At 28.7% G+C, this 25,991-nt stretch carries 24 protein-coding genes and 2 tRNA genes; 22 read left to right on the forward strand and 4 right to left on the reverse strand.

The genetic code is table 11. From position 1 onward, the window contains the following. Window positions 1–94: 94 nt before the first annotated feature. From P3X86_RS17810 to P3X86_RS17845, 8 genes are all read left to right on the forward strand, one after another. Window positions 95–1,096, forward strand: a complete 1,002-nt coding sequence (locus P3X86_RS17810; protein ID WP_483294083.1) for a LacI family DNA-binding transcriptional regulator — start codon at window positions 95–97, stop codon at window positions 1,094–1,096. 64 nt (window positions 1,097–1,160) lie between these two features. Beyond that, the gene (locus P3X86_RS17815) at window positions 1,161–1,403 is read left to right on the forward strand and encodes a YkuS family protein (RefSeq protein WP_483294084.1); all 243 of its coding nucleotides are present in this window, start codon (window positions 1,161–1,163) and stop codon (window positions 1,401–1,403) included. A 309-nt stretch (window positions 1,404–1,712) separates the two neighbouring features. Then, window positions 1,713–3,239 (forward strand): histidine ammonia-lyase, encoded by a 1,527-nt coding sequence (hutH, locus tag P3X86_RS17820; protein WP_483294085.1) that lies wholly within the window; start codon window positions 1,713–1,715, stop codon window positions 3,237–3,239. Between the two features lie 29 nt (window positions 3,240–3,268). Next, window positions 3,269–3,448 (forward strand): DUF896 domain-containing protein, encoded by a 180-nt coding sequence (locus tag P3X86_RS17825; RefSeq protein ID WP_483294086.1) that lies wholly within the window; start codon window positions 3,269–3,271, stop codon window positions 3,446–3,448. A 227-nt stretch (window positions 3,449–3,675) separates the two neighbouring features. Continuing rightward, entirely contained in the window at window positions 3,676–4,134 is a 459-nt protein-coding gene (locus P3X86_RS17830; protein ID WP_483294087.1) for a chemotaxis protein CheW, read from the forward strand. A 122-nt stretch (window positions 4,135–4,256) separates the two neighbouring features. Further along, window positions 4,257–5,420 carry a sensor histidine kinase gene (locus P3X86_RS17835; RefSeq protein ID WP_483294088.1) on the forward strand — a complete coding sequence of 388 codons (1,164 nt, stop codon included), beginning with the start codon at window positions 4,257–4,259 and terminating at the stop codon, window positions 5,418–5,420. A gap of 1 nt (window position 5,421) precedes the next feature. Then, a complete protein-coding gene (locus tag P3X86_RS17840) occupies window positions 5,422–6,075 on the forward strand; it encodes a response regulator (RefSeq protein WP_483294089.1) in 654 nt (217 codons plus the stop codon). Window positions 6,076–6,178: 103 nt separating this feature from the next. Beyond that, on the forward strand, window positions 6,179–6,337 hold the full coding sequence (locus P3X86_RS17845; protein ID WP_483294090.1) for a hypothetical protein: 159 nt from the start codon (window positions 6,179–6,181) through the stop codon (window positions 6,335–6,337). 639 nt (window positions 6,338–6,976) lie between these two features. On the opposite strand, the gene P3X86_RS17850 is transcribed toward P3X86_RS17845, so the two are convergent. Next, entirely contained in the window at window positions 6,977–7,879 is a 903-nt protein-coding gene (locus tag P3X86_RS17850; protein WP_483294091.1) for a selenium metabolism-associated LysR family transcriptional regulator, read from the reverse strand. An 82-nt stretch (window positions 7,880–7,961) separates the two neighbouring features. Here P3X86_RS17850 and P3X86_RS17855 point away from each other — a divergent pair, with 82 nt between their 5' ends. The 4 genes from P3X86_RS17855 to P3X86_RS17870 all read left to right on the forward strand — a co-directional run bounded on the left by P3X86_RS17855 (window position 7,962) and on the right by P3X86_RS17870 (window position 12,247). Continuing rightward, complete coding sequence (locus P3X86_RS17855; RefSeq protein WP_483294092.1) at window positions 7,962–8,609, forward strand: phosphatase PAP2 family protein; 648 nt, start codon at window positions 7,962–7,964, stop codon at window positions 8,607–8,609. A 135-nt stretch (window positions 8,610–8,744) separates the two neighbouring features. Next, on the forward strand, window positions 8,745–9,842 hold the full coding sequence (locus P3X86_RS17860) for a GerAB/ArcD/ProY family transporter (RefSeq protein ID WP_483294093.1): 1,098 nt from the start codon (window positions 8,745–8,747) through the stop codon (window positions 9,840–9,842). 159 nt (window positions 9,843–10,001) lie between these two features. After that, complete coding sequence (locus tag P3X86_RS17865; RefSeq protein ID WP_483294094.1) at window positions 10,002–11,093, forward strand: GerAB/ArcD/ProY family transporter; 1,092 nt, start codon at window positions 10,002–10,004, stop codon at window positions 11,091–11,093. A 71-nt stretch (window positions 11,094–11,164) separates the two neighbouring features. Beyond that, window positions 11,165–12,247 carry a GerAB/ArcD/ProY family transporter gene (locus P3X86_RS17870; protein ID WP_483294095.1) on the forward strand — a complete coding sequence of 361 codons (1,083 nt, stop codon included), beginning with the start codon at window positions 11,165–11,167 and terminating at the stop codon, window positions 12,245–12,247. A 44-nt stretch (window positions 12,248–12,291) separates the two neighbouring features. Here P3X86_RS17870 and P3X86_RS17875 read toward each other — a convergent pair. After that, window positions 12,292–12,378 (reverse strand) — tRNA-Leu (locus P3X86_RS17875). A 133-nt stretch (window positions 12,379–12,511) separates the two neighbouring features. Between P3X86_RS17875 and P3X86_RS17880 the strand changes: the two genes are divergently transcribed. The 10 genes from P3X86_RS17880 to P3X86_RS17925 all read left to right on the forward strand — a co-directional run bounded on the left by P3X86_RS17880 (window position 12,512) and on the right by P3X86_RS17925 (window position 23,880). Then, entirely contained in the window at window positions 12,512–13,954 is a 1,443-nt protein-coding gene (locus tag P3X86_RS17880) for a L,D-transpeptidase (protein WP_483294096.1), read from the forward strand. A gap of 164 nt (window positions 13,955–14,118) precedes the next feature. Beyond that, window positions 14,119–14,706: an RNA polymerase sigma factor gene (locus P3X86_RS17885; RefSeq protein ID WP_483294097.1), complete on the forward strand. Its 588-nt coding sequence runs from the start codon at window positions 14,119–14,121 to the stop codon at window positions 14,704–14,706. Between the two features lie 22 nt (window positions 14,707–14,728). Beyond that, window positions 14,729–16,114, forward strand: coding sequence for a DUF4349 domain-containing protein (locus P3X86_RS17890; protein WP_483294098.1), 1,386 nt, complete (start codon window positions 14,729–14,731; stop codon window positions 16,112–16,114). Between the two features lie 13 nt (window positions 16,115–16,127). After that, entirely contained in the window at window positions 16,128–16,874 is a 747-nt protein-coding gene (locus P3X86_RS17895; RefSeq protein WP_483294099.1) for an SIMPL domain-containing protein, read from the forward strand. Window positions 16,875–17,295: 421 nt separating this feature from the next. Next, window positions 17,296–20,004 (forward strand): DNA polymerase I, encoded by a 2,709-nt coding sequence (polA, locus tag P3X86_RS17900; RefSeq protein ID WP_483294100.1) that lies wholly within the window; start codon window positions 17,296–17,298, stop codon window positions 20,002–20,004. Further along, window positions 19,991–20,629 carry a dephospho-CoA kinase gene (gene coaE, locus P3X86_RS17905; RefSeq protein ID WP_483294101.1) on the forward strand — a complete coding sequence of 213 codons (639 nt, stop codon included), beginning with the start codon at window positions 19,991–19,993 and terminating at the stop codon, window positions 20,627–20,629. Before polA ends, coaE begins: the two co-directional genes overlap by 14 nt. Continuing rightward, a complete protein-coding gene (locus P3X86_RS17910) occupies window positions 20,622–21,176 on the forward strand; it encodes a lytic transglycosylase domain-containing protein (protein WP_483294102.1) in 555 nt (184 codons plus the stop codon). The genes coaE and P3X86_RS17910 overlap by 8 nt, the downstream gene beginning before the upstream one ends. 76 nt (window positions 21,177–21,252) lie before the next feature. Further along, complete coding sequence (locus tag P3X86_RS17915; protein WP_483294103.1) at window positions 21,253–22,980, forward strand: peptide ABC transporter substrate-binding protein; 1,728 nt, start codon at window positions 21,253–21,255, stop codon at window positions 22,978–22,980. Between the two features lie 58 nt (window positions 22,981–23,038). Beyond that, window positions 23,039–23,124: transfer RNA gene (locus P3X86_RS17920), tRNA-Leu, on the forward strand. Between the two features lie 504 nt (window positions 23,125–23,628). Then, complete coding sequence (locus tag P3X86_RS17925) at window positions 23,629–23,880, forward strand: CPF_0552 family protein (protein WP_483294104.1); 252 nt, start codon at window positions 23,629–23,631, stop codon at window positions 23,878–23,880. 203 nt (window positions 23,881–24,083) lie between these two features. On the opposite strand, the gene dapB is transcribed toward P3X86_RS17925, so the two are convergent. Together dapB and dapA are read right to left on the reverse strand one after the other, a co-directional pair. Next, window positions 24,084–24,845: a 4-hydroxy-tetrahydrodipicolinate reductase gene (dapB, locus tag P3X86_RS17930; protein WP_483294105.1), complete on the reverse strand. Its 762-nt coding sequence runs from the start codon at window positions 24,843–24,845 to the stop codon at window positions 24,084–24,086. A gap of 2 nt (window positions 24,846–24,847) precedes the next feature. Continuing rightward, entirely contained in the window at window positions 24,848–25,738 is an 891-nt protein-coding gene (dapA, locus tag P3X86_RS17935; RefSeq protein WP_483294106.1) for a 4-hydroxy-tetrahydrodipicolinate synthase, read from the reverse strand. Window positions 25,739–25,991: the final 253 nt, after the last annotated feature.

Here is a 25,991-nt window from a genome sequence, read left to right on the forward strand (position 1 = left end):
AAGGAACTATAATTTTAATGTTTTTAGTTATTATATTTTAGACTGATCAAAAATAACAAAAGAAGATAAAGATCTGATAATGGAGGGGATATTAATGGCAGTTACAATAAAAGATGTTGCTAGATTAGCAGAAGTATCGATTTCAACAGTTTCAAGGGTAATAAACGATTCAAAACCAGTAAGTCCAGAAGTTAGGAAAAAAGTACTAAAGATAATAGAAGAAATAGGGTATAAGCCAAATGAAATAGCAAGGTCATTAGTTACAAAAAAATCCTTTTTAATAGGAGTTATTATTTCTGACATAGGTCATTCATATGTTGCAGAAATGGTTAGAGGAATAGAAGAAATAGGCAAGATGTATAATTATGATATATTATTGTGTAGCTCATATGGAGATACCATAGCCCAAAAAAAATACATTCAACTACTAAACAGTAAACAGGTAGCAGGGATAGTTATAATAGGAGAGCAATTAATCAAAGAAGTAGAAGCAGATATTAAAACTTTAGAGATTCCTTTTGTGTATTTAAGTAGGAATTCTATATCTAAAGGAACTCCAAGCGTACAAGTTGATAATTATGAGGCATCATATGAAATGACTAACTACTTATTATCATTAGGACATAGAAATATAGCATTCATAGGAGACATAAAAGAAGAAAATACTATGGAGCTGCAAAAACTAAATGGATATAAAGATGCATTATACGAATATGAAGATGCTAAAGAAAATGTAATAAAAGTTAAAGATAGTAGCTATGAAAAAGGATATAATGCTGGGGTAGAATTACTTAAAAAAATAGGAGATGTAACCGCTGTGATATGTAGCAAAGATGAAATAGCAGTTGGATTAATAAACTATTTAAATGACAATAATATAGTAGTGCCAGATGATATATCAGTAACAGGATTTGGAGATTATAAGATAGCGTCTTTAATTAGGCCAAAGCTTACAACAATCAAAGAACCTTTCTATGATATAGGAGCAGTTGCAATCAGAAGAATAATAAAAGAGATAAAAGGTGAAAAATCTCAAGATGAGATTATAAAATTACCATTTCAAATACAAAAACGAGGTAGTTGTAAAAAACTATAACAAGTATAAAAGCCTTCAATATTTGTAATAATAAATTTTAGATAAATTTTATTGGAGGTGTATTATGCATAAGAAAATTTTAGTAGAAGACTCTTTAACAGATGTTAGCAAATATTTAAATGGTAAAGGTTTTGATGTTAGCACAATAGAAAATAGTGATATTAATAGTTGTGATGCTATTGTTGTAACAGGTGGAGATTCAAATATTATGGGAATAAGCAACACTGAGACAGATAAACCAATTATAAATGCAAGAGGAAAAACATCAGAAGAGATATATAATCAAATAAAGGAGACATTATCATAAACTTTAAAGATATGCGTAAAAGACAATCCTATATGTTAACAGAAACTGAATTTTATAGTAAGAATTTAAAGACCCTCATAAGGAGGGTTTTTTAAATGAGCGATTTATCATAATAAAGCGTTAAAATACTAAAATTTATAAAGTCTAAAAAATTTTTTGAAATCTATACACAAAAAGGAGTATAATAGTATTGGTCGAGATTTTACAAAAGTAATAAGGTTGTCTTTATAGTTAGACTAGATAACCTTTGGGTATTTATCCTAAGATATAAACCATATAGATAAAATATTATAATAGGAGTGTGTAATTATGAATACTGTTTTTATTGATGGGAATAGCTTAAGTATCAAAGATGTTGTGAATGTAGCAAGAAACTTTTATAAGGTAGAACTTACAGAAGAATCTAAAATACGTATAAAGCGTGCAAGAAAGCTGGTCGATGATCTAGTTGATAAGGAAAAGATTGTATACGGTATCACGACTGGTTTTGGAAAATTCAGCGATACATATATATCCAAGGAAGAAACTATGGAGCTACAAGAAAATCTAATAAAAAGCCATGCATGTGGAGTAGGAAATCCTTTAGAAGAAGATGTTGTAAGAGCAATTATGCTATTGAGAGTAAATGCTTTAGCAAAAGGACATTCTGGAATAAGACTAAGTACATTACAATCACTCATAGGCATGATAAACAAAGATGTACATCCAATAATACCAGAGAAAGGTTCACTAGGTGCAAGTGGAGATTTAGCTCCTTTAGCTCACATGGTGCTGGTATTATTAGGTAAGGGTGAGGCTATATATAAAGGTGAAAAAGTGAGTGGATTAAAAGCTTTAGAAATGGCAAATATAGAGCCCGTTAGATTGACATCTAAAGAGGGACTAGCATTAATAAATGGAACTCAAGTTATGACAGCAATTGGAACTTTAGCAGTTTATGATGCAATTAATCTTTATAAAACAGCAGACATTGTAGCAGGTTTGACAATAGAAGCATTAAATGGTATAACAGATGCTTTTGACAGTAGAGTTCATCAGTTGAGACGACATCAGGGGCAAATAAACACAGCAAGTAATATGTTGAAGATTTTAGATGGTAGCAATATGACAACGAGACAAGGAGAGATTAGAGTACAAGATGCTTATACACTTAGGTGTTTACCACAAATTCATGGAGCAGTAAAAGATGCTATAAGCTTTGTAAAGAGTAAGATAGATATAGAAATAAATTCTGTAACAGACAATCCATTATTGTTCCCAGACGAGGGAGATGTTATTTCTCAAGGAAACTTCCATGGAGAGCCTATGGCATTACCGTTTGATTATTTATCTATAGCTCTTAGTGAATTGGCTAACGTATCAGAGAGAAGACTTGAAAGATTAGTTAATCCTGCGCTAAGTGGTCTGCCGGCCTTCTTGTCTAAAAAAGGTGGTTTGAATTCAGGCTTCATGATAGTACAATATTCCGCAGCAGCATTGGTATCCGAAAACAAAGCTATATCTCATCCAGCTAGTGTTGATTCAATACCATCATCAGCTAATCAAGAAGACCATGTTTCAATGGGAACTATAGCTATTAGAAAGGCAGCTGAGATATTAAAAAATACAAGTGCAGTATTAGCAATGGAGTGTTTGGCTGCCTGCCAAGCAATCGACCTACAAGAAAATAAAGGATTGGGTAAAGCTACTAGTATTGCATACGATATAATTAGAAAACAAGTTGACACAATAGAAAATGATGTTATAATGTACAAAGAGATAGACAAAGTTAAAGACATACTAAGTACAAATGAGATATTAGAAAAAGTTGAAGAAAAAATTGGAGAGTTAAGCTAAATAAATAGTTAGCTATAGAGGTGATGTAATTGATAAGCAAAGAATTAATTGACAAAATAAATGCTCTAGCGAAAAAATCAAAGACAGTTGGATTGTCTAGTGAAGAAAAAGAAGAACAAGCAAGACTTAGAAAAGAGTATTTAGCAGGGTTTAGGGAGAACTTTAAAAAACAAGTTGAATCAATAGAGGTTATAAAAGACGAGAACTAAAACTAAATATAAGAAACTATGAGTTGCTTCATAATAATGATAATACTGTAGATCATCTAAGCTTTCAATAAGGAAATTACAAGTATAATCATTATGGAAGCAACTTTTTTTGAAAAAATTATCAATTGAAAATGATTGCAGGAAATTTAGAAAATTTGTAGAAATAAATAGTTAAGAGAAATTGGGCATCATTAAATTTGTCGAATACTCACGAAGGGGGAGAAAATATGAGTGAAAAACAGTTTGTTGTTTTCAAATTAGGAAAAGAAGAATATGGTATTGATATAATGAATGTTAAGGAAATTGGTCCATATCAGGAAAGTATCAAAATACCCAATGCACCTTCTTTTGTAGAAGGCATAATAAATTATAGAGGAAATGTTATACCAATTATATGCTTAAAAAAGAGATTTGGTTTGGATATGACAGAGGTAGATAAAAATACAAGAATAATTGTAATAAATTTACATGAAAAACAGATAGGTTTTCTTGTTGATGAAGCGTCACAAACAATAAGGCTATCAGATGACTCAATAGATGCAGCTCCAGACATTGTAAGTGGCATAGATAGAAAATACATAACTGGAGTAGGTAAACTTGATAATAGATTAATTATTCTCATTGATTTAGAAAGAGTATTAAGCGAAGCAGAAAAAGTAGAGATTTATAATATGAAAGTTGAGTAATAATCCTCAAAATTAACACCATTTGTTTAGAGATATAGTAGTTTAAATTATATAAATGGTTAATGTAAGTATAGTAAAGAAAAAAGTTAGTAATATATTTTGAGGAGGCAATGGTGTTAGTCATGCAAAATGATATTTTAACTGCAAATAGGATTCATAGTATACTTGGTAATGCTTTAAATACTATAGCAGAGGGGAAGAAAGAAATATTTGAAATAGCAGAAAGCGTAAGAAAAGAGTGTGATATAGTAAACTCAAAATTAGTTCTGCTAAAATCTAAAATAGAAACTATTATTAATGAGTTAGATATACTCGAACTAGAGGAGAAAAAGGCTAGATTTGAATTGATGAGAGTTAGCAAGAATTTCAATGAATTTAATGAAGAACATATAAAAAATGCTTACGAAAATGCAAATAATTTTAGAATAAATTTGGTATTAAAACGACAAGAGGAAAAAGATCTTATTAACCGTAGAAATGAATTAGAGATAAGGTATAGAAACCTTGCTAAAACATTAGAAAAAGCTGATGGGTTAGGTTCTAAGATTTGTACAGCGATAGATTACCTTAATGGAAATCTTGAAGAAATCATAGATTCAATAGAAGATATGGATAGAAAGAAATACTATGGTGTAAAAATTATAAAAGCTCAAGAAAGAGAAAGAAAAAAAATAGCAAGAGAGATACATGATGGGCCAGCTCAATCAATGGCTAATATAGTACTAAAAGCTGAGCTGTGTGAAAAATTATTATATAAAGATCCTAATAGAGCTAAAGATGAGCTTGGAAGTTTAAAAAGTGTAGTCAGAGGATGTCTAACAGATGTACGTAGGATTATATATGATTTAAGACCTATGTCTCTTGATGATTTAGGTTTAATACCCACTATAGAAAAATTAAAAAATAGATTTAGCGAAGAAACAGGTATTGACGTTAAATTTAAAATACTTGGAGAACACGAATATATAAATTCAATAGTACAATTATCAATTTTTAGAGTAATTCAAGAAGCACTTAGTAATATAATAAAGCACTCAAAAGCAAGAAATGTAGAGATTATATTAGAATATGTAAATGGATGCTTGAATGTAGCTGTAAAAGATGATGGTATTGGTTTTGATATAGAGCATACAGGAAATGAAGAAGATTCTAATAGCGGTTTCGGAATGCTTGGAATGAAAGAAAGAGTTGAATTATTAAGCGGACAAATAAAAGTAGAATCGGTTCCTTACAAAGGTACAACAATAAGCGTTTCTATACCGTATTTAGGAAAGGATGAACACTAAGATGGATAATAATATAATAACAATAATGATAGCAGATGACCATGCGTTGATGAGACAAGGTCTAAAACAAATATTAGAGCTTGAGGATGATATAAAGGTCATTGAGGAAACTAAAGATGGCGAAGAAACAATCCAGAGATGTTTAGAGATAAAGCCAGATGTAGTGTTACTTGATATCAATATGCCTAAATTAAGTGGGATAGAAGTCTTAAGAAGACTAAAGGATATAGGTATTGATACAAAAATAATAATGCTAACTATACACAATGATGTGGAATATTTAAGTGAGACACTTAATATAGGTGCAGATGGCTATGTATTGAAAGATGCAGAGTCAAGTACATTAATAAATGCAATAAGAAACGTAATGGGAGGAAGTAGGTTCATACAATCTTCAATAGCTAACTTGCTTTCCCAAAGATATAAAAATGATGACGACGGGTTAGCGGGTAACAAAAAGAATCTAACGAAGAGAGAATATGAGGTTATTACACTGATAGCAGAGGGCTTAAATAATAAGGAAATAGCTAAGCGGTTGTTTATTAGCGAAAAGACAGTGAAAAATCATGTATCAAATATATTTAAAAAAATAGAAGTAACAGATAGAATACAAGCTGCAATATTTGCGTATAAAAATAATATAAAAAAAATATAAGAGATAAAAGATTGTCATATGACAATCTTTTTTAGTATATATTGCCAAAAAACAAATTATGCTATATAATATAATAAATAACAAAACAAGAAGGATGTGGAAAATGAAAAGACTAAATCAAAAAACTAACATTAAAACGTTAAAGAAGTGTAGTGGCATTACTCCGACTCCAATTGGTGGACCTTCAAATTGTATGTGTGCATGCCATATCTCAAAAGAGCATTTCGGTAATTATACATTTATGAGGAATTTTGACAGATAGTATTCATATAAAAAGGAGAAAAGGTTGTCATATGACAATCTTTTTTATCACAAACGTTGCGAAATTGTAAAAAAAGTAATAAAATGTAAATATAGACTATGAAAGGAGATACCGCAATGAAGAAATTACAAAAAACAAAAAAATATTGTTGATAAAAAAGCATAATTATAAACTTAAGAAGTGTAATGCACTAGCTAATGTGGATATATTTGTGTAAAAGAACATGAATATTAAGAAATGATATGTACTTATTATATAAGTTATGCTAAAAGACCTAATATACTAATAAAATCATAAAATGGAAGGGTGTATTGAGAATAATTTAAGAAAAAAATCAACTAGAAAACTTTACAAAAGTGCGGTATTAGATTGACAAATTACATGTGCTTGTCATATTTCATTTGAAAATTATTGTTTTATGAGCAATTTTGACAAGCAATTTGTATAAGCAAAAAATAGAGGATATCAAGGAAGGATACCTCTATTTTTTATTTATTAAAGTGTTAATTTGGCACAAAATGTATATCTTACAAAATTGATATTGAGTAAGTTGTCAATTTGATATATAATTAAATAAGTAAAGAATTATGACAGAAGGTTATAAACCTTGTTCTACTAGTAATTTTGTAACATAATAAATTAATTATGAAAATAAGTATTAATAATATAATCTCTAAAGGTTTTTGCTAATGGAGAAAGGTATTTATTTTTATTATAAACGAAATAAAAATTTCTCTTTGTGTATTGAGATTTTAAGCAAAGGGGTTTTATAGTATTGCTATTTATGTCTTCTTTGATAGCCAATAAAGACATGATGCTAATACCTAAATTTTGCTTTATAAATTGCTTAATTGTTTCATTATCTTCAATGCAGGCTATAATATTAAGGTTAGATATATTTATACTAAGTTCATCTAATATTTTTTCAAATTGAAGACGTGATCCAGAGCCTTGTTCTCTTAAGATTATGTTGTTGTTCATTAAGAAATCGGTATCTACAGTTGAATACGGATTTAAGGATGTAAGATTATATGGTGAGGCTATAACCATCTCATCTTCCATTAGTTTGATAAATTCGAGTTTTTTAGAAGAATATTTAGCTCCTACAATACCAAAGTCGGTTTGGTTTTGTAAGATGCTTTCAATAACATCCTTAGAATCTTTATGAGATATAGTATATTTGACATCAGGATATCTATTTGAAAATTGTTTTATTATTTTAGGCAAAAGATACTGTTTAGGAATAGAACTTGAGCTAATATATAAATTACCATCAATTTTTCCTTTGTATTTATTTAATGTAAAATGAGCATTATTCTTTATATCAAGTATTTCTTGGGCGTATTTATATAAAATAGTGCCAGATTCAGTAGGATATATATATTTATTTGATCTATTAAGCAATATTGTATCAAGTTCTTTTTCTAAATTTTGAATATGATTAGATACTGTTGGCTGGGTTAAAAAAAGCTTCTTAGCTGCTTTAGAAAAGCTTTTAGAGTTTATAATTTCAACAAAAGTTTCTAATTGTCTAAAATCCAAGTAAATCACCGCTTTCTAGTATTAATAATTATATATTATATCATTGTTTTATCGATAAAAAAAGGAGATAAGGAGGGATAGAATGGTCAAAAACAGAAAAATAGATAAAAGAGTTGTAATAGTTATAGTACAATTAATACTTTTGAACGTATTATATCTACTTACTAATAAGCTTGATTTAAGATTTAATTTAACATACACGAAGATAGACTATTATATACCTTTTATAAAATATACGATTATACCTTATAATATATGGTACGTATATATTTGGGCTGGACTACTATTTGTCCTTTATAAAAATAAAGATATATTTTTTATACATGCAAAGACTACTATTATAGCTAAGCTTATTTGTATAATTATATTTATAGTATTTCCGACATATACAATAAGACCAGAGATAACTGGTACAGATGTTTTCAGCAGGATGGTGATGCTGACCTATACTAGTGATAACCCAGTAAATGCGTTACCTAGTCTACATGTTTTACAGTCTGTATTAACACATATAGCAATTTCAAAAGTATGTAAAAGAAATGATAAAGTAGCAATAGGTAGTTTTATAATTGCAGGTTCGATTATATTATCGACTATGTTTACAAAACAACACAGCTTATTAGATGTAGTTGCAGGCATGACTGTGGGTACAATAGCTGTAGTAATAGGATACTGGAAGTACGAAAAAGATTATGTATTTAACGTTAAATTAGATAAAAGACTGTCTTGATAAATATAATTAAAGGCAGTTTTTTTATTAAAATAATAGAAATTATTAATAAATAATACTAAATAATCCAATAATAATAATAACCCATAGTACAAAACTGTATCAATGGGTTAATTATTTTAACTGGAGAATAAAATGAAGAAAGAGCTTGTAGATTACAAAGAAGCTATAGCTACTTTAGTATTGTTTTCAGTAGGAGAATTTTCAATATTAGCATCTGGATTTTCAGCTAAAAAAGATATTTGGTTATCAATTATAATAGCTACAATTGTTTCTTTTATAATGATAATAGTATATACTAATTTATTAAAACTCTATCCACATAACAATTATCTTGATATCATAATAAATATATTTGGTAAAAAAATTGGTAAGATAATAATAATCGTATACGCATTTTTTTATTTTGATATAACTGGTTTAGTTGCACTTGATGGATTAAATTTCATAATAGTAACAGCCTTTGATAAAACACCTCGTTTCTTGATATCTACGTTTTTTATATTTCTGTGTATATCTGTTTGTAGAAAAGGAATTGGCACATTAGCAAAAATAGCTAAAGTGTGTTTTTTTTTACTATATGGATATATTCTTATTTCAGGAGTATCGCTTATTCCCAAAGCAGATATAAATAATTTCAGACCGCTTTTATATAATGGGATAAGACCAGTTGTAAAAGGAGCATTTGATTTACTGATGTATCCATATACTGAGGTGTTATTATTTTTAATAGTAGTACTACATTCTTATGAAGTAAAAAAAGCAAAAAAAATATTATATAGCGGTTTGATTGTATCTGCATTTTATATCTTTATAATATCTTGTATTACAATAATGACAATAGGAGAGAATTATGCATCAAGTGCTACATTTCCAACATACATAATTGCTAAACATATAAAAATAGGGTTCCTTAAAAGAGGTGAAATACTAGCATCAACATTGTTTGCACTTGGAGCATTTGTTAAGATAAGTATATATCTGATGGCAACAGGAATGTGTATACAAAAGGTTTTTGATTTAAAAAGTTATAAAAAAATTCTAATTCCTATAGGATTATTAATTTTACCATTTCAATATTTTAATTTTGAGAGTGTAATGTCATTTAATGAATACATATTTGAGATTTTTGTTTTTTATGCTTTTCCCTTTCAAATATTCAGCCCTATTGTTTTTTTAATAATTGGATTATTGAAAAAAAGGCTAAGACATAACAAAACCAAAAACATTTAATATTGCCTAATATCTGCTAAGAATTTGAATACAAAGATAAGATTTTTAATATTTATTAATCACGAAATTGTAATAAATAGTATTAATATTTCAAACAATAACAGTGACCGTAATACAAAGTTGTATTATTAAGGGTTAATTATTTTAATGGAGAACAAAATGAAGAAAGAACTTGTAAATTACAAAGAAGCTATAGCTATAATAGTATTGTTTGAAGTAGGAGAGTTTTCAATATTAGCATCCGGATTTTCTGCTAAGAAAGATGTATGGATATCAGTAATAATAGCTACAGTTTTTTCTCTGATGATGGTAATATTATATGTTAATTTATTGAAATTGTATCCTAATAGCGATTTTCTTGATATTATAATTAACATATTTGGCAAAAAATTAGGCAAGATATTAATAGCTATGTATGCTGTGTATTGCTTTGATTTAACAAGTTTAATTTTACTAGACGCGTTACATTTTATAACAGTTACAAGTTTTGATAAAACACCTCGTATTTTACCAGCAGGGTTTATGATTATTTTATGCGTATGGGTATGTAAGAAAGGCATAAACATACTAGCTAAGATATCTAGAGTATCTGCTGTTCTATTGTATGGTTACATTATAATTACAGCAATAATCCTCTTACAAGTATCGGATGTGCGAAATTTGCAACCTATACTATATAATGGATCAAGGCATGTTATAAAAGGTACATTTGAATTAATAGTATATCCTTACGGTGAAATACTCATGTTTTTAATAGTATTATTACATTTATACGAAGCTAAGAAAGTAAAAAAAATACTGTATAGCAGTGTGCTATTATCAGGTATCTACATGTTTATAATGTCTAGTGTTATAATAATGGTAATTGGAGAAAATTACGCATCAAGTTTAACTTTCATAGCATACGGAGTTGCTAAGCATATAAAATTGGGGTTCTTAAAAAGAAGTGAGATATGGGCATCAACAATGTTTACACTTGGAATGTTTATTAAGATTAGTGTGTATCTAATGGCAACGGGTATGTGCGTTCAAAAGGTTTTCAATCTAAAAAGCTATAAAATCATATTAATGCCACTTATGTTACTTTCATTGACATTAATAAATTTTAATTTTGATAGTATAATGACATATAATGAATATATATTTGAAATTTACATTTACTATGCTTTTCTATTTTTAATAATAGTACCTGTTTTAATTTATTTAGCAGGATTAATAAAAAAGCATTTTAAAAAGAAAAGACACGATTAAAATAAACTATCAAAAAATAATTAGCTACCAAACTTAGATCAATTTATTAAATATTTTAATTGGAGATTAAAATGAAGAAAGAACTTGTAGATTATAAAGAAGCTATAGCTATAATAGTATTGTTTGAGGTCGGGGAATTTTCAATATTAGCATCTGGATTCTCAGCTAAAAAAGACGTATGGATATCAGTTATAATAGCTACAATTCTTTCATTGATACTTATGGTAGCATATGTCAATCTATTAAAACTATATCCAAATAGCAATTTCCTTGATATTATAATGAAAGTATTTGGCAAAAGAATTGGTAAGCTATTAATAGCGATATACGGCGTGTATTGTTTTGATTTAACAGTTCTAGTTTTGATTGATGTATTACATTTTATATCAGTTACAAGCTTTGATAAAACTCCTCGTATTTTATCAGTAGGGCTTATGGCTATAGTCTGTGTATGGGTATGTAGAAGAGGGATAAATCCATTGGCAAAGATTTGTAGGGTATTTGTTATTTTTATATACGCTTATATTATAATTACGGCAATAGCTCTTCTTCAAGAGACGGATGTGCAGAACTTAAGACCTATACTAAATAATGGAATAAAACCTGTTATAAAAGGTACATTTGAACTAGTAATATATCCGTACGGCGAAATACTAATGTTCTTAATTGTATTGTTACATTCATATAAAACTAAGAAAGTAAAAAAAATACTTTATACCAGCACACTATTATCAGGTGTATACATGCTTGCAATGTCTAGTGTTATAATAATGGTACTTGGAGAAAATTATGCAACAAGTTTAACTTTTATATCATATGGAGTTGCAAAGCACATAGAGATTGGATTCTTAAAAAGAGGTGAAATATTAGCAGCTACATCTTTTACAGTAGCAACATTTGTTAAAATCAGTGTATATTTAATGGCAACGAGTATGTGTGTTCAAAAGGTTTTCGATCTAAGGAGTTATAAAAAAATACTATTACCAATTATATTAATAGCATTGATGTTCATCTATTTTAATTTTGAGAGTATAATGTCATATAACGAATATATATTTGAAATTTACATCTATTATGCTCTTTTATTTTTAATAATAGTACCAATTTTTATTTTAGTAGCAGGGCTAATAAGAAAACGGTTAAAAAGAGAATAGAGATAGTATAAAAAAACTTGATACGCAATGTATCAAGTTTTTTATGGTGCCGGCAGTGGGACTCGAACCCACACACCCTTACGGATAACAGATTTTGAGTCTGTCTCGTCTGCCAGTTCCGACACGCCGGCATAAATTAGCTTTCGTAGTGACAAATAATATATTAGCATATTTAGAGGGCTTAAGTCAAGTGATTTTAAGAAATAATCATAAAAATTATAAATAAAAAATAGAATTAATAGGTGGGATTATGGAGGTGTAGCTATGAATAAAAAAGCTTATTATGTATTATTTTTTATTTATATGATTATTTTTACAAATAATTTAAGTTTTGGATCGAATAGAGATATTGCCAGAGAAATAATAATAAATGTTGCTCAAAAAACATTATTTATAAAAAAAGGTGTAGAAATAAAAGAATATCCAATAGCAGTAGGTAAAGCTATATCAAAGACACCCATAGGTAGTTTTAAAGTATTAAATAAAGCTAAAAACCCGTATTATAAAAAATTAGGAATAAAAGGAGGAAGCGAAGAAAATCCACTTGGAAGCAGATGGATTAGCTTTAAATATCATTATGGGATACACGGGAATAATGAACCAGAATCAATTGGATCATATGCATCAGGAGGATGTATAAGAATGTTTGAAAGAGATGTGCAGGAAATATATAGTATAACAACTAAGGGGACACCAGTAAATATACAATACAATCCGATAAAAATTATGCACGATATAAATGGCAATAATCCTATAATAAAAGCACATATAGATGAATATAAAAATTTAAAAAATTATGAGGATGTAATAATAAATACATTAAGTAATAATAATCTATTAAGTAAATTAGATGAAACTAGAATTAAAGAGCTAATAGAAAAAGTGCAAAAAAGAGATGTAGTGTTTAGTGATAAGTGGTGTTTATTTATTAATAAACAGTATATTACCTGTGATATTAAGCTTCGAGAAGAAAAATACTATGTAAATAAAAAGGACATACAGAAATATTTTAATGTTGATATATATAGCTCAAGTAAGCAAGGGAGAGCTTATTTTTTAGAAAGAGAAATAGAGGAAATAATACTTGAAAAAATTAAATATGTAAATATAGGAGATATACAGAGCATTTTAAGAGGAACTTTAATAAAAGATGATATACAAAGAAGTATTACATTAAATGCTGATTTGATTAATATAAATAATAAACTTTTATCAAATGCAATAGATATTACAACATTGCCAAAAATTCCATTAAATAAAGCTATAAGTTTATTTGATATAGATATAAAATTAGATGATAACAAAATTATTATTTCTCATAATAATAAAATGGTTAGTTATAGAACAAAAGAAAAGGAGATGTTCATAGATTTAATTGAACTACTAAATTTGAGAAATTCAAAAGTAAATGTATCAACATATTATGGAAAGATTGATGTTGTAATAGATCCCGAGTTTGTATGTGAAGACATACTAAGATATGGGAAAATTATAGATGAAAATGTATATATACCAATAGAGATATTACTTAATGACTCAAATATGGAAAGAAAAGAATCCAATGTATCAATGTTAATTGAGGATATAAGTAATTATGTTAGCATGATAGATAATGTGGAGTACGTATTGTTTGACAAAGTAAAGTATCTTTTTGAAATTGAAAAAAATAGTTATGATACAAAATTCATTCTAAAAAGGAGGAATTAAAATATACGTATTGAAAGACTATTTATACACAGAAATTTGTATAAATAGTAAAAATATTAGGACAAGCATATAAAAAAAGCTAAAACTGAAAAATTCGTGGAACTTTTAATTTAATAACAAGTCTAATAAAAGAAAGGGTTTGCAAACAGAGAGGGGGTATATAGGTGAACAATAACGATGAAATGCTGATTAAGAGATGTCAGAAGGGCGATATCGATGCTTTTGAGATATTAATAGAGAGTTATGAAAAAATAGCATATAACATAGCACTTAAAATGATAAAAAATAGAGAAGATGCTATGGATGTATCTCAAGAAGCTTTTATAAAAGTATATAAATCCATTAATAAATTTAATTTTCAAGCATCATTTTCAACGTGGTTATATAGAATAGTAGTTAATACATGTATAGATTTTTTAAAGAAAGAGAAAAAAGATTTATCTATTGATAGCACAATTAAAACAGAAGATGGAGAAATAAAAAGTCAGATTGCTGATACTAAGAATACTCCTGAAAGGATATTAGAAAAGAAATTAACAAGAGAATTAGTCCATAATAGTATTAATGAGTTAAGCGAAATACATAAAGTCGCAATAATACTCCGGGACATACATGGATTTAGTTACGAAGAAATAGCAGAGATAACACAAACAGGTAAAGGAACAGTTAAGTCTAGAATAAATAGAGCAAGGATTGCACTAAAAAAAATAATAATGAAAGATAAGGAACAAAATATAAAAAACTTCGTCTAAATAATTGAAAGGAGGGATAAAGATGAATTGCATGAAATTTGATGAGAGTATATCTCTTTATATAGATGGTCAATTAGATAAAATAGATCAAAAAGAATTTGAACAGCATTTAGAAAATTGTGAAAAATGTAGAAAGCAATACGAACAAATGAAGCAGATTATAGAAATGACCAAGGATATCGAGTTAGAAGAGTTACCAAAAGATTATAAGAAATCACTAAGACAAAAGCTCGAACAGTGTAATAAAGATAAATCTAAAAATAAAAGTAATATTTGGAAAAAATACTCATTAGTAGCAGCGAGTTTATTAGTAGTTATAACTTCAGCTATGTTACTATCAACAACAAAATATGAAAATCTTCAAGAAAAAAATCAAATACCTTATGATGAGCCTAGAAGTGCAGAGAATCAGGCGGATAGATTTAGTGGTAATGATAAAAAATCTGATAGTTATACACTAAAATCAGAAGATAAACAAGAAAAATCAATAGGCTTTACTACGAAAAATACAGAAAGTAGTAGAGGCGATAAAACAAAAGATGATACAGTAAAAATCCAAGAACATGCAGCCGGTAGGAACACTGAAAATGATAACAATGAGGAAAAATCCATAGATTTTAAGAGTCAAGATAATATAGATGGTACTAATATTGATAATAATATAATAAGTGGAGAAGCAGATAAAGCTCCAATAAAAGAAGATTCAATAGATAATAATAAAGAAGTAAAATCAAAAAGAAAGTTAATAAAAAATGTAGACCTTGCAATAGAAGTAAGTGATTTTGATGAGGCTAAAAAACAAATAGAATCACATATGCAAGAACTAGGAGGATTTATAGAAAATAGTAGTGAGAGAGTAAAGAGTAGCCAAAATGCAAAAAATGGAGATATGGTTATCAGAGTACCTGTTAAATATATAGATAATGCAACAAAGTTTATACAAGATTTAGGTCGAACTATTAGAATCGATACAAGTGTAGATGATATAACAAAGAATTATTTAGATGTTAATAGTGAAGTAGAAAATCTTAAAATACAAGAAGAACGATTAAGAGAGGTACTAAAAAAGGCTGAAAAAGTTGAAGAAATACTTAAAATAGAAGATGAATTAAGGCGTATTAGAACAGAAATAAATAAAAAAACACAGGTGCTTAAAAAATGGGATGATTTAGTACAATATTCAACTATTCACTTAGATATAGAGCAAGCATTTTATAGCAACAATAAGATTGCTTCAAATGATGACAACATATGGAATAGAGCTAAAGAGGGTTTTGTCTTGAACATAAATAGAATAATACATTTTTTTCAGAATTTGTTTATAGGCATTATTAGTGGGTTGCCAGTTATAATACCAACAATGATATTATTATGGCTACTATATATTATATATAAAAGAATAAAATAAGAGGAGGATTAATATGAAGAAAATATTAGTTGTTGTAGCGTTATCATTCACATTATTATTAGGATTAGCATTTGGGGCTACAGGAATAATGAATGATAAAACGTTAGCAAGCACAGAGGAGGTAAGAGAGAATATTTTAAGTGTGAAAGGTGAAGGTATAGTAAAAATAAAACCAGATGTTGCATATGTAAATATAGGAGTTGAAAGTCAGAATAAAGTTAGTCAAAATGCACAAAAAGATAATGCTAAGAAAATGGATGCTGTTATAAAGTCATTAAAAGAAAAAGGAATAAAAGAAGACGAAATAAAAACTATTAGTTATAACATATCTCCAATTATGCAGTATAATGAAAACACAAGAAAAAGCGAAATAACAGGATATAAAGTAGAGAACCAAGTACAAGTGACAATAAATGATATAACTAAAGTAGGTAATATAATTGACACAGTTTCTGGTAAAGGGGCTAACTTAATAAGAAATATAATATTTGGAACAACAAAACAAGATGAATACTATAATCAAGCATTACAATTAGCAGCAAAAAATGCTAAAGGAAAAGCTGACGCTTTAGCTAAAGCTGTAGGCGTAACAGTTTCAAAACCATTAAGAGTAATAGAAAATTCATATGGTGGATACACAATGTTAAAAGCGGATACTTCATTTAGAAACATGAATGCAAAAGAATTTTCAGTAGAGACGCCGATATCAAGCGGTGAACTTGAAATTAGAGCTAGTGTTAATATCGAGTATAAATACTAATATATTTTTAATAAAAAGACTTCTCATGAAAAGAGAAGTCTTTAGGTTGATGACAAAGTCATCAAGATAGCAGACTATAGTAAGAGTTCAATTTCAAGGCGTGTTAAAATTGAGTAGCAGAGCTTACTCAGAGGTAAGTGAGCAACGGAAATTTTAACAACAACGCAGAAATTGGGCTTTTGTCTACAGTCTGAAGACTTCTCATGAAAAGAGAAGTCTTTTTATATTACAGCTTTTAAAATATAGTTAAATAATCAACTGCTTTATGTATTAAAGCATTTATTTTAGCACTTAAATTTGTTTATATGCATTAGATAAAAAGTTTTTTGCATGAAACTATAATATACTATTTTATTTTAGATAATGTTGATATATACTAAGTATATGAGTCATAGAGGATTAGTTTTAAGGAGTGGAAAATATGACAAATAAAAAAATGGTTTTAATAGATGGTAACAGCTTATTGCATAGAGCTTATTATGCATTACCATTGTTATCTACAAAAGAAGGAATATATACAAATGCGGTATATGGCTTTTTAACTATGTACTATAAAATACTAGATGATTATGATCCATCGTATGTATGTGTTGCATTTGATAGAAAAGCTCCAACATTTAGGCATAAAGAATATGATAAATATAAAGCTGGAAGATCTAAAACGCCAGACGAACTTGGTGAGCAATTCTCATTGATAAGAGAGGTGCTTAGTTGCTTAGGGATTACTTATATAGAGATTGACGGTTTTGAAGCTGATGATATAATAGGAACATTATCAAAGAAATTTGATGAAGAAGGATTTCAGGTAATAATAGTTACAGGAGATAAGGATTTATTACAACTTACCACAGATAGAATTAAAGTTTGGATAACTAGAAAAGGAGTTAGTGAAGTAGATATTTATGATAAAGATGTAATGCTTGAAAAATATGGGCTAACACCTAATCAATTCATAGACTTAAAAGCATTGATGGGAGATCAATCAGACAACATTCCTGGAGTACCTGGAGTAGGAGAAAAAACAGGTATAAAACTACTCAAGCAATATAATAGTTTAGATAATATTTATGATAACTTAGACGATATCAAAGCCAAAAAATTGAATCAAAATTTAACAGAAAATAAAGTACAGGCCTATATGAGCAGAAAGCTTGCTGAGATTATAACCAACGTACCTATAGATATTAATGCAGACAAAATAAAGATGAAAGACATTGATTCTAATTTATTGTATGATTTGTATAAAAAGCTCATGTTCAAAAGCTTATTATCTAGAGTGCCAAACATAAATACAGAAGAGAGGAATTACAAATCAGAGTATAAAATTATCAACAATCTTTCTCAAATAGATGAAGTAATAAATAAAATAATAAAAAATGAGAGCTTTGCATTTAAATTTGTTGATAATTTTAAGGAATTAAGGCAAGATAATGATATTATAGGGTTAGTTGTAGGGATAGATAGTAAACTATCGTATTATATTCCGTTTGCATCCATAGCAGAAGATATTTTACTATTATCTTCAGATTGTGCTTTAGATAAGGATGCAGTAATAGATAAGTTTAGACAAGTCTTTGAAGATAAATCAATAGATAAAATTGGACATGATTTAAAATCTGATATATTAATATTGTTTAAAAATAAGATAGATGTAAAATCTATAAAATTTGATACAAAGATAGCACAGTATTTAATAAATCCTTCTCAAAAATCATATTCACTAAAGACTCTGGCAGAGGAATATTTAAGTATAGAAATAAAAGATGAAGAGGATTTATTAGGCAAGGGAAAAAATAAAAAAAGCTATAAATCAATAGAGAACAATAAATTGATAGAGTACTTTTGTAACAAAATATCAATAATACAGAAACTATACAATGTGTTAGAAGGTAAACTTATAGAAATGGAAATGGTAGACCTATTTGAAAACATAGAAATGCCGTTAATAGAAGTGCTAGCTAGTATGGAGCATGTAGGGTTTAAAGTTGATATAAAGGTACTAAAAGAGCTAGGAGAGGAATTTAAAATAAGAATAGAAGAGCTAACAAAGGATATATATAATATAGCTGGAGAAGAGTTCAACATAAATTCACCAAAACAACTTGGAATCGTGCTTTTTGAAAAACTTAAATTGCCAGTGATAAAAAAGACGAAGACAGGCTATTCAACGAATGCAGAAGTTTTAGAGAAACTTCAGAAAGAGCATGAAATTGTTGAAAAGGTGTTAGAATATAGAAAGCTAGTTAAGCTTAAAAATACCTATGTTGATGGTTTCTTACCATTGATAGACAAAAAAACAAATAGGATTCATTCTAGTTTTAAGCAAACAATAACTACAACAGGAAGAATAAGCAGCACAGAACCAAACCTTCAAAACATTCCTATAAGAACTGAGGAAGGAAGGAAACTAAGGAAAGTGTTTGTTGCAGGACATGGAAATAAGTTAGTAGATGCTGACTATTCGCAGATAGAGTTAAGAGTGTTAGCTCATATTTCAGCAGATTACAAATTAATAGAGGCGTTTGAAAACGATGAAGATATACACACTAAGACAGCTTCGGAGGTTTTCGATGTACCTAAAAATGAAGTGACAAATTTAATGAGAAGTAGAGCAAAAGCGGTTAATTTTGGGATTGTATATGGAATAAGTGATTTTGGTCTCTCAAGAGATTTAAATATACCTAGAAAAGAGTCAAAAACATATATAGATAACTACCTAAAGAATTATAAACAGGTTGCAGGATACATGAAAGATATAATAAGAATAGGTAAAGAAGATGGATATGTATCGACAATACAGGGTAGAAGGAGATACCTGCCAGAGCTTAATTCAAAGAATTTTAACATAAAAAGCTCAGGAGAAAGACTTGCTATGAATACACCTATACAAGGTAGTGCAGCAGATATAATAAAAATCGCAATGGTAAGTGTTTATTTTGAATTAAAGAAAAGAAAATTAAAATCAAAACTAATACTTCAGGTTCACGATGAACTTATAATAGAGGCACACGAAAATGAACTGGAAGAAGTAAAAAAAATATTACAAGATTTAATGGAAAATGCTATAGATATAAAAGTGCCATTAAAAGTAGATATGCAGGTTGGTGAAAGCTGGTATGACACAAAATAAAAAAAAATCTTTTATCATAGGAATAACAGGTGGTATAGGAACAGGTAAGAGCACAGTTAGCAATATACTAAAGAAAAAGGGATATGTTGTCATAGATGCCGATAAAATAGCAAAAGAAGCACTTAACATTGGTAAAACAGCGTATTATGAAGTCATAAAAAGATTTGGTGAGAATATAATAGCATATGACAAGAGTATAGATAGAAAAAAGCTTGGAAGTATTATATTTGAAAAGAATGAATACAGAAAAATACTAAATGATATAGTACATCCTTATGTTAGAAATGAAACAAAGAGACAAATAGAGATTAATTCAGATGAAAAAATAATATTTCTTGATATTCCATTATTATTTGAAGGCAAAGATGAATTAGAAAAAGAAGGTATAATAATGGACGAAATATGGCTAGTTTATGCGAAAAAAGAGACTCAAGTTAGAAGATTAATAAAAAGAGATTCATTAAGCGAACCGGAAATATTGTCGAGAATAAAATCTCAAATGAATATATACAAAAAAAGAGAACTTTCAGATGTTATAATAGAAAACGAAGGCAATATTAATGAACTAGAATCAAAAGTAGATGAAAAATTAAATAGAGTTTTAAGGAGGTTAATTCTTGGCTAAGGTATACAAGCGTCGAAAAGGTATTTTGTTAATTCTGTGTGTATTGCTAATTATAGGGCTTGTAAATATTAAGAAAATAGGTAAAGCTATTTTTTCAATAAAATATGAGAAACAGATATATACCTATGCTAAGGAATATAGCTTAGATCCTCTTTTAGTTGCATCAATAATAAGAGCTGAAAGTAGCTTTAGACTTAAAGTAAAATCACCTAAAGGTGCAATAGGTTTAATGCAAATTATGCCTAGTACAGGAAAGTGGGCAGCTAAAGAAATGGGTATAGATGAATATAGCGATGAAAAGTTATATGATGAAAATACAAATATTAGCATAGGGTGTTGGTATATCAATAAACTTAGTCAATATTATAATGGAGAGACAGATATAATATTGGCTGCATATAATGCCGGAAGTGGTAATGTCAACAAATGGATAAAAAACGGTATTATAAAAAACGGCTACACAGAAAAAATACCATTTAATGAGACTAAAACATATATAAAAAGAGTAAATATGTATTACAAAATATATAAGTTCTTGCATGAATAAAATGAATCTGATTAGAAATATAACTAACAATATTAATCATTATAGTTTTTATTAAGGTGTGAAGAGGAGGAGTAAAATGAAAAAGATTATAGCAATGATTTTAGCAATCACACTATGTTTATCTTTTATAGGTTGTAAAGAAGCGATAGATGCAGAAAAAGGAAATAAAGGGGACAAAGAATCAGTAGAAGTTTCATATGAGCCTAGGTACGGAGGAAATATGAATGTGCCAATATCAAATGTTAAAACGTTCAATCCACTTGTAAACAAGGAAAAAAGCTTATACTATTTTTATAAGTTAATATATGAACCATTATTTGTATTTGATGAAAATTTTAATGTAAAAGGACAGTTGTGCCAAAGTTATTCGATACAGAATGAAGGTAGAACTATAAAATTATCTCTAAGAAATGATGTTTATTGGCATGATGGAAAAAAATTCACAGCTAGAGACGTGAAATTTACAATAGATGCGCTTAGAATGAGTGCCAAAGCAGGATTATATACGGATTTATTATCTGATGTATTCAAACCTGCTAATTTATCTGAGATAAAGCAGATAATTAGTGCCAATGTAATAAACGATAGTACTATAGAAATAAAACTAAATAGGAATTATTCAAATTCACTAGAAGCGTTGATGTTTCCGATATTACCTATGCATCAATTTACAAATGGAAAAGCACAAACAAAAAGTAGTCTAGATAACGCATTTAACGAAAACTTTATAAAAACTCCAGTAGGAACAGGGCCATATAAATTTATGGATTATAAAAAATTAAAAGAAATAAAGCTAGGAGTTAATGAGAAATGGTATGGTATGAAACCATATATACAAACAATAACAGGGAAAATAGTAGATACAGATGAAACTGCGCTTGCTTCATTTGAAACAGGTTTAGTAGATGTTGCGTTTGCAATAGGTATAGATTGGGATAAATACTTAGAGAACAAAGAAGTTGATATATATAACTATATAACAAACAAATACGAGTTTTTAGCATTTAACTTCAATAACCCTTTATTTCAAGGAGATGCTGGAATTAGTCTAAGAAAAGCAATAGCATTTGCAATCAACAAAAAAACAATAGTAAACAATGTATTTTTAGGTCATGCTCAAAGTGCAAGTACTCCGATAAACCCAGAGTCTTGGTTGTATGATGAGAGTAACGAAAAATATGAATATAGTATAAGTAAAGCTAAAGATATACTAAATAAAGCAGGATTTAAAGATACAAATGGTGATGGTATAATTGAAGATGCTAGTGGTAAAAAAGTTAAAATTAGAATATTAACTAACTCATATAATAAAGTAAGAGCTGACATGGCTGATAGGATTATAGCAGATTTAAAAGAAATAGGTATTGAGGTTGTAAAAGATTACAAAGACGTAGAGAATCCACCGAAGGAAACAATAACTAAAGCTTGGCAAGATCTAAATACTAAAATAAAGCAAAATAAATTCGATATGCTTTTACTTGGATGGGATTTATCGTTAGTGCCTGATTTTTCGTTTATGCTACATTCAAGTCAGATTGATAACGGAACAAATTTTATCAAATATAATAGTGAACAGATGGATAACTTGTTAGCAAATGCATTTTTAGCAACGAATAGAGAGACAAAGAAACAAGCATACAGCAAGCTACAAAAACTAATATCTCAAGATTTGCCATATGTTAGCTTATTGTTTAAAAAGAAAGCAATATTAGTAAATGATAAAGTAAAAGGAGAAATAAAACCAACTGTATTTAACTTGTATAATAATATTGAAAAATGGTTTATACCTAACAAAGAAAAATAAAATTAAGTGTTGACAAAGAGTTAATAGAGAAGCTATAATATATTGGTAGCTTCATCTAGCGGGAGTGGCGGAATCGGCAGACGCACCATCTTGAGGGGGTGGCGGTCAATGACCGTGCGGGTTCAAGTCCCGCCTTCCGCACCAAATAACTTTATAAATACAACAAAAACTTCCATAAGGAAGTTTTTTTGTTGTATTTTATGTCAGACTACATAGCAAATCGCTATTTTTCGTCTATAAGTAATTAGTACCTATTGTAACCGCTACCGAAGAAAATTACTAACAATAAAAAGAAAAATAGCAAGCTACTACCTTCGTCATCGAAGAGAGAACCAAGAATTCCATTAGCCATACCATTACCTCCTTGTAACAATTTTATTATATTATATGAATAAAACAAATTAGTGTTACATTATAGATTCTTAATAAATACTGTATAAAAAAATAAGAGTAATCATAATATATAATTAATAAAACCTGAATAATTTATGGAACGATCTAAATATGCTGTAGTTTTCTAACTATATGTTTACTTTGAAAGCGTACTAGGTAGTACGATGAAAAATTGATGGAAGCATTGTAATTAGAAGGATGCTGTATAGTTATTGATTTTCTATGATCAATTTAGGTTAATAATAGGAGGAGAATATGAAGCAAACTATAGTAGGGATAAAAGTAGAAGATAGAAATGAAAATGTACCTAAAGTGCAGAGTATATTAACTGATCATGGATGTATGATAAATACAAGACTAGGTATCCATGAAGCTCAAAATCAATGTAGCCCTAAAGGGTTAATTTTACTAGAGATAATAGGAGAAGATGAAGACAGAATTGAAGAACTTCAAACTACTTTAAGCGAAGTAGATGGTGTTAAAGTACAGAAGATGACCTTTTCATAAGGGTATTTAGAAGGGGTTAAATAGCCCATTTCAGACTGTAGACAAAAGCTCAATTTCTACGGTGTTGTTTAAAATTTTCGTTGTTCACTTACCGTAAGTAAAGCTGTACTACTCAATATAAACACGCTTTGAGCTCGAACTCTTACTACAGTCTGCTATCTTGATGACTTTGGCATCAATCAAGAAGGGGCTCAATAGCCCCTTTATTTGTTTATTAAACTATCCATACTATAAATACCAGGTTGTTTGTTTATAATGAATCTAGCGGCGTTTAAAGCGCCTATAGCGAAGATTCTTTTAGATGATGCAGTATGTCTTATTTCTAATATCTCATCTTCACCAGCGAATATTACATTATGATCACCAACAATTGAACCACCACGTATTGAATGAATACCAATCTCAGACGACGACCGTTTAGATTTATTGCCATGCCTAAGGAATATATAATTTTTAGAATTATTTAGAGTTCTATTAATACTATCAGCAATCATGTAAGCAGTTCCACTAGGAGCATCAATTTTCTTATTGTGATGTCTTTCAACAATTTCTATATCAAATAATCCATCTAGTAATTGAGCAGCTTCATTTACCAAACGTAACAAAAGATTTATTCCAATGGACATATTGGCAGATATAAAAATAGGTATTTCAATAGAAGCTTTTTCAATATTATTCTTTGAGTTTGTTGTTAAGCCTGTAGTGGCAATAACTAAAGGAATCTTTCTAGAGCTAGCATATGCAACTAATTCATCAACACAGCTATGATGAGAAAAATCTATTATGATATCAGGCATCTCCTTTATGTCATATGGACTGGAGTATACAGGTATACAATTGTGCTCTAAACCTTTATATTTTTTATCAATGCCACCTATCAAAACCATATCATCAAAACTTTTCATTTCATCACTTATATTTTGACACATCTTTCCCATATAGCCATTAAGTATAACGTTAATCATATTTATTCCTCCTCTGCAAGAATACCGTAGTTTACCATTTCTCTAATTAGAAGTTCTTTGTTTTTTGCTGACATCTTAACTAATGGGAGTCTCACATCTCCTACATCCATATTTAGTATGTTCATCGCAGTTTTAATTGGAATAGGATTAGTCTCAGCAAAAATAGCATTTACTAAAGCATTTATGTTTAGTTGAATATCTATAGCTTTTTTAACATCACCATTTAAAAAGTATTCCACCATATTATGAGTTTCTTTAGGGAGTATATTTGCAATAACAGATATTACACCCTTTCCGCCTAAAGCAAGTAAAGGCAATACCATATAATCATTGCCTGAGTAAATAACAAAGTCCTTACCGCATAATCTTGATATTTCAGCCACTTGATGTATATCGCCACTAGCTTCCTTTATGCCACATATATTAGGGTGTTTGGAAAGCTCATAGAGTGTTTGTGGAAGCATATTTAACCCTGTTCTACCAGGTACATTATAGACGATTATAGGTATATTTACAGCATCAGCGATAGCAGCAAAATGCGATTTAAGGCCGTCTTGGGTAGTTTTGTTATAATAAGGAGTTACAACTAGCAAGCCATCAACTCCAACAGATTGAGCATATACACTTAATTCTATGGCATGTGCTGTGTTGTTACTACCAGTACCGGCAATTACAGGAACTCTATTGTTTGTTTTTTTAACGGCATAATTTATTGCACTTTTTTGTTCTTCATAGCTCATAGTAGAAGCTTCACCAGTTGTACCACATATGATAATAGCATCAGTTTTGTTTTCTATATGCATATCAATTAGTTCGCCTAATTTTGTAAAGTTTATACCAGAATCTGAAAAAGGAGTAACTATTGCAACACCGCTTCCAGTAAATAAATACATAAATATCCCTCCATACATAATAATATTTAATATAACCACAAATAGCATTGATTTTTAAAAAATAGATTTATACTATAATATTAAAAACAATACAACGTTGTGAAGATGAAAAGATTAGATATTTATAGCAAATCAAACCAATTTAATCATTGACAGTTTTAAAATAAAATGATACCTTAACCATATAGTTAAAGGCTGACTTACATAACAATAGTTGCAGTATTTTTTTATCAAGAAATTCTAGGGGGTGCAT

Source organism: Abyssisolibacter sp. ZYX002, assembly GCF_056892235.1.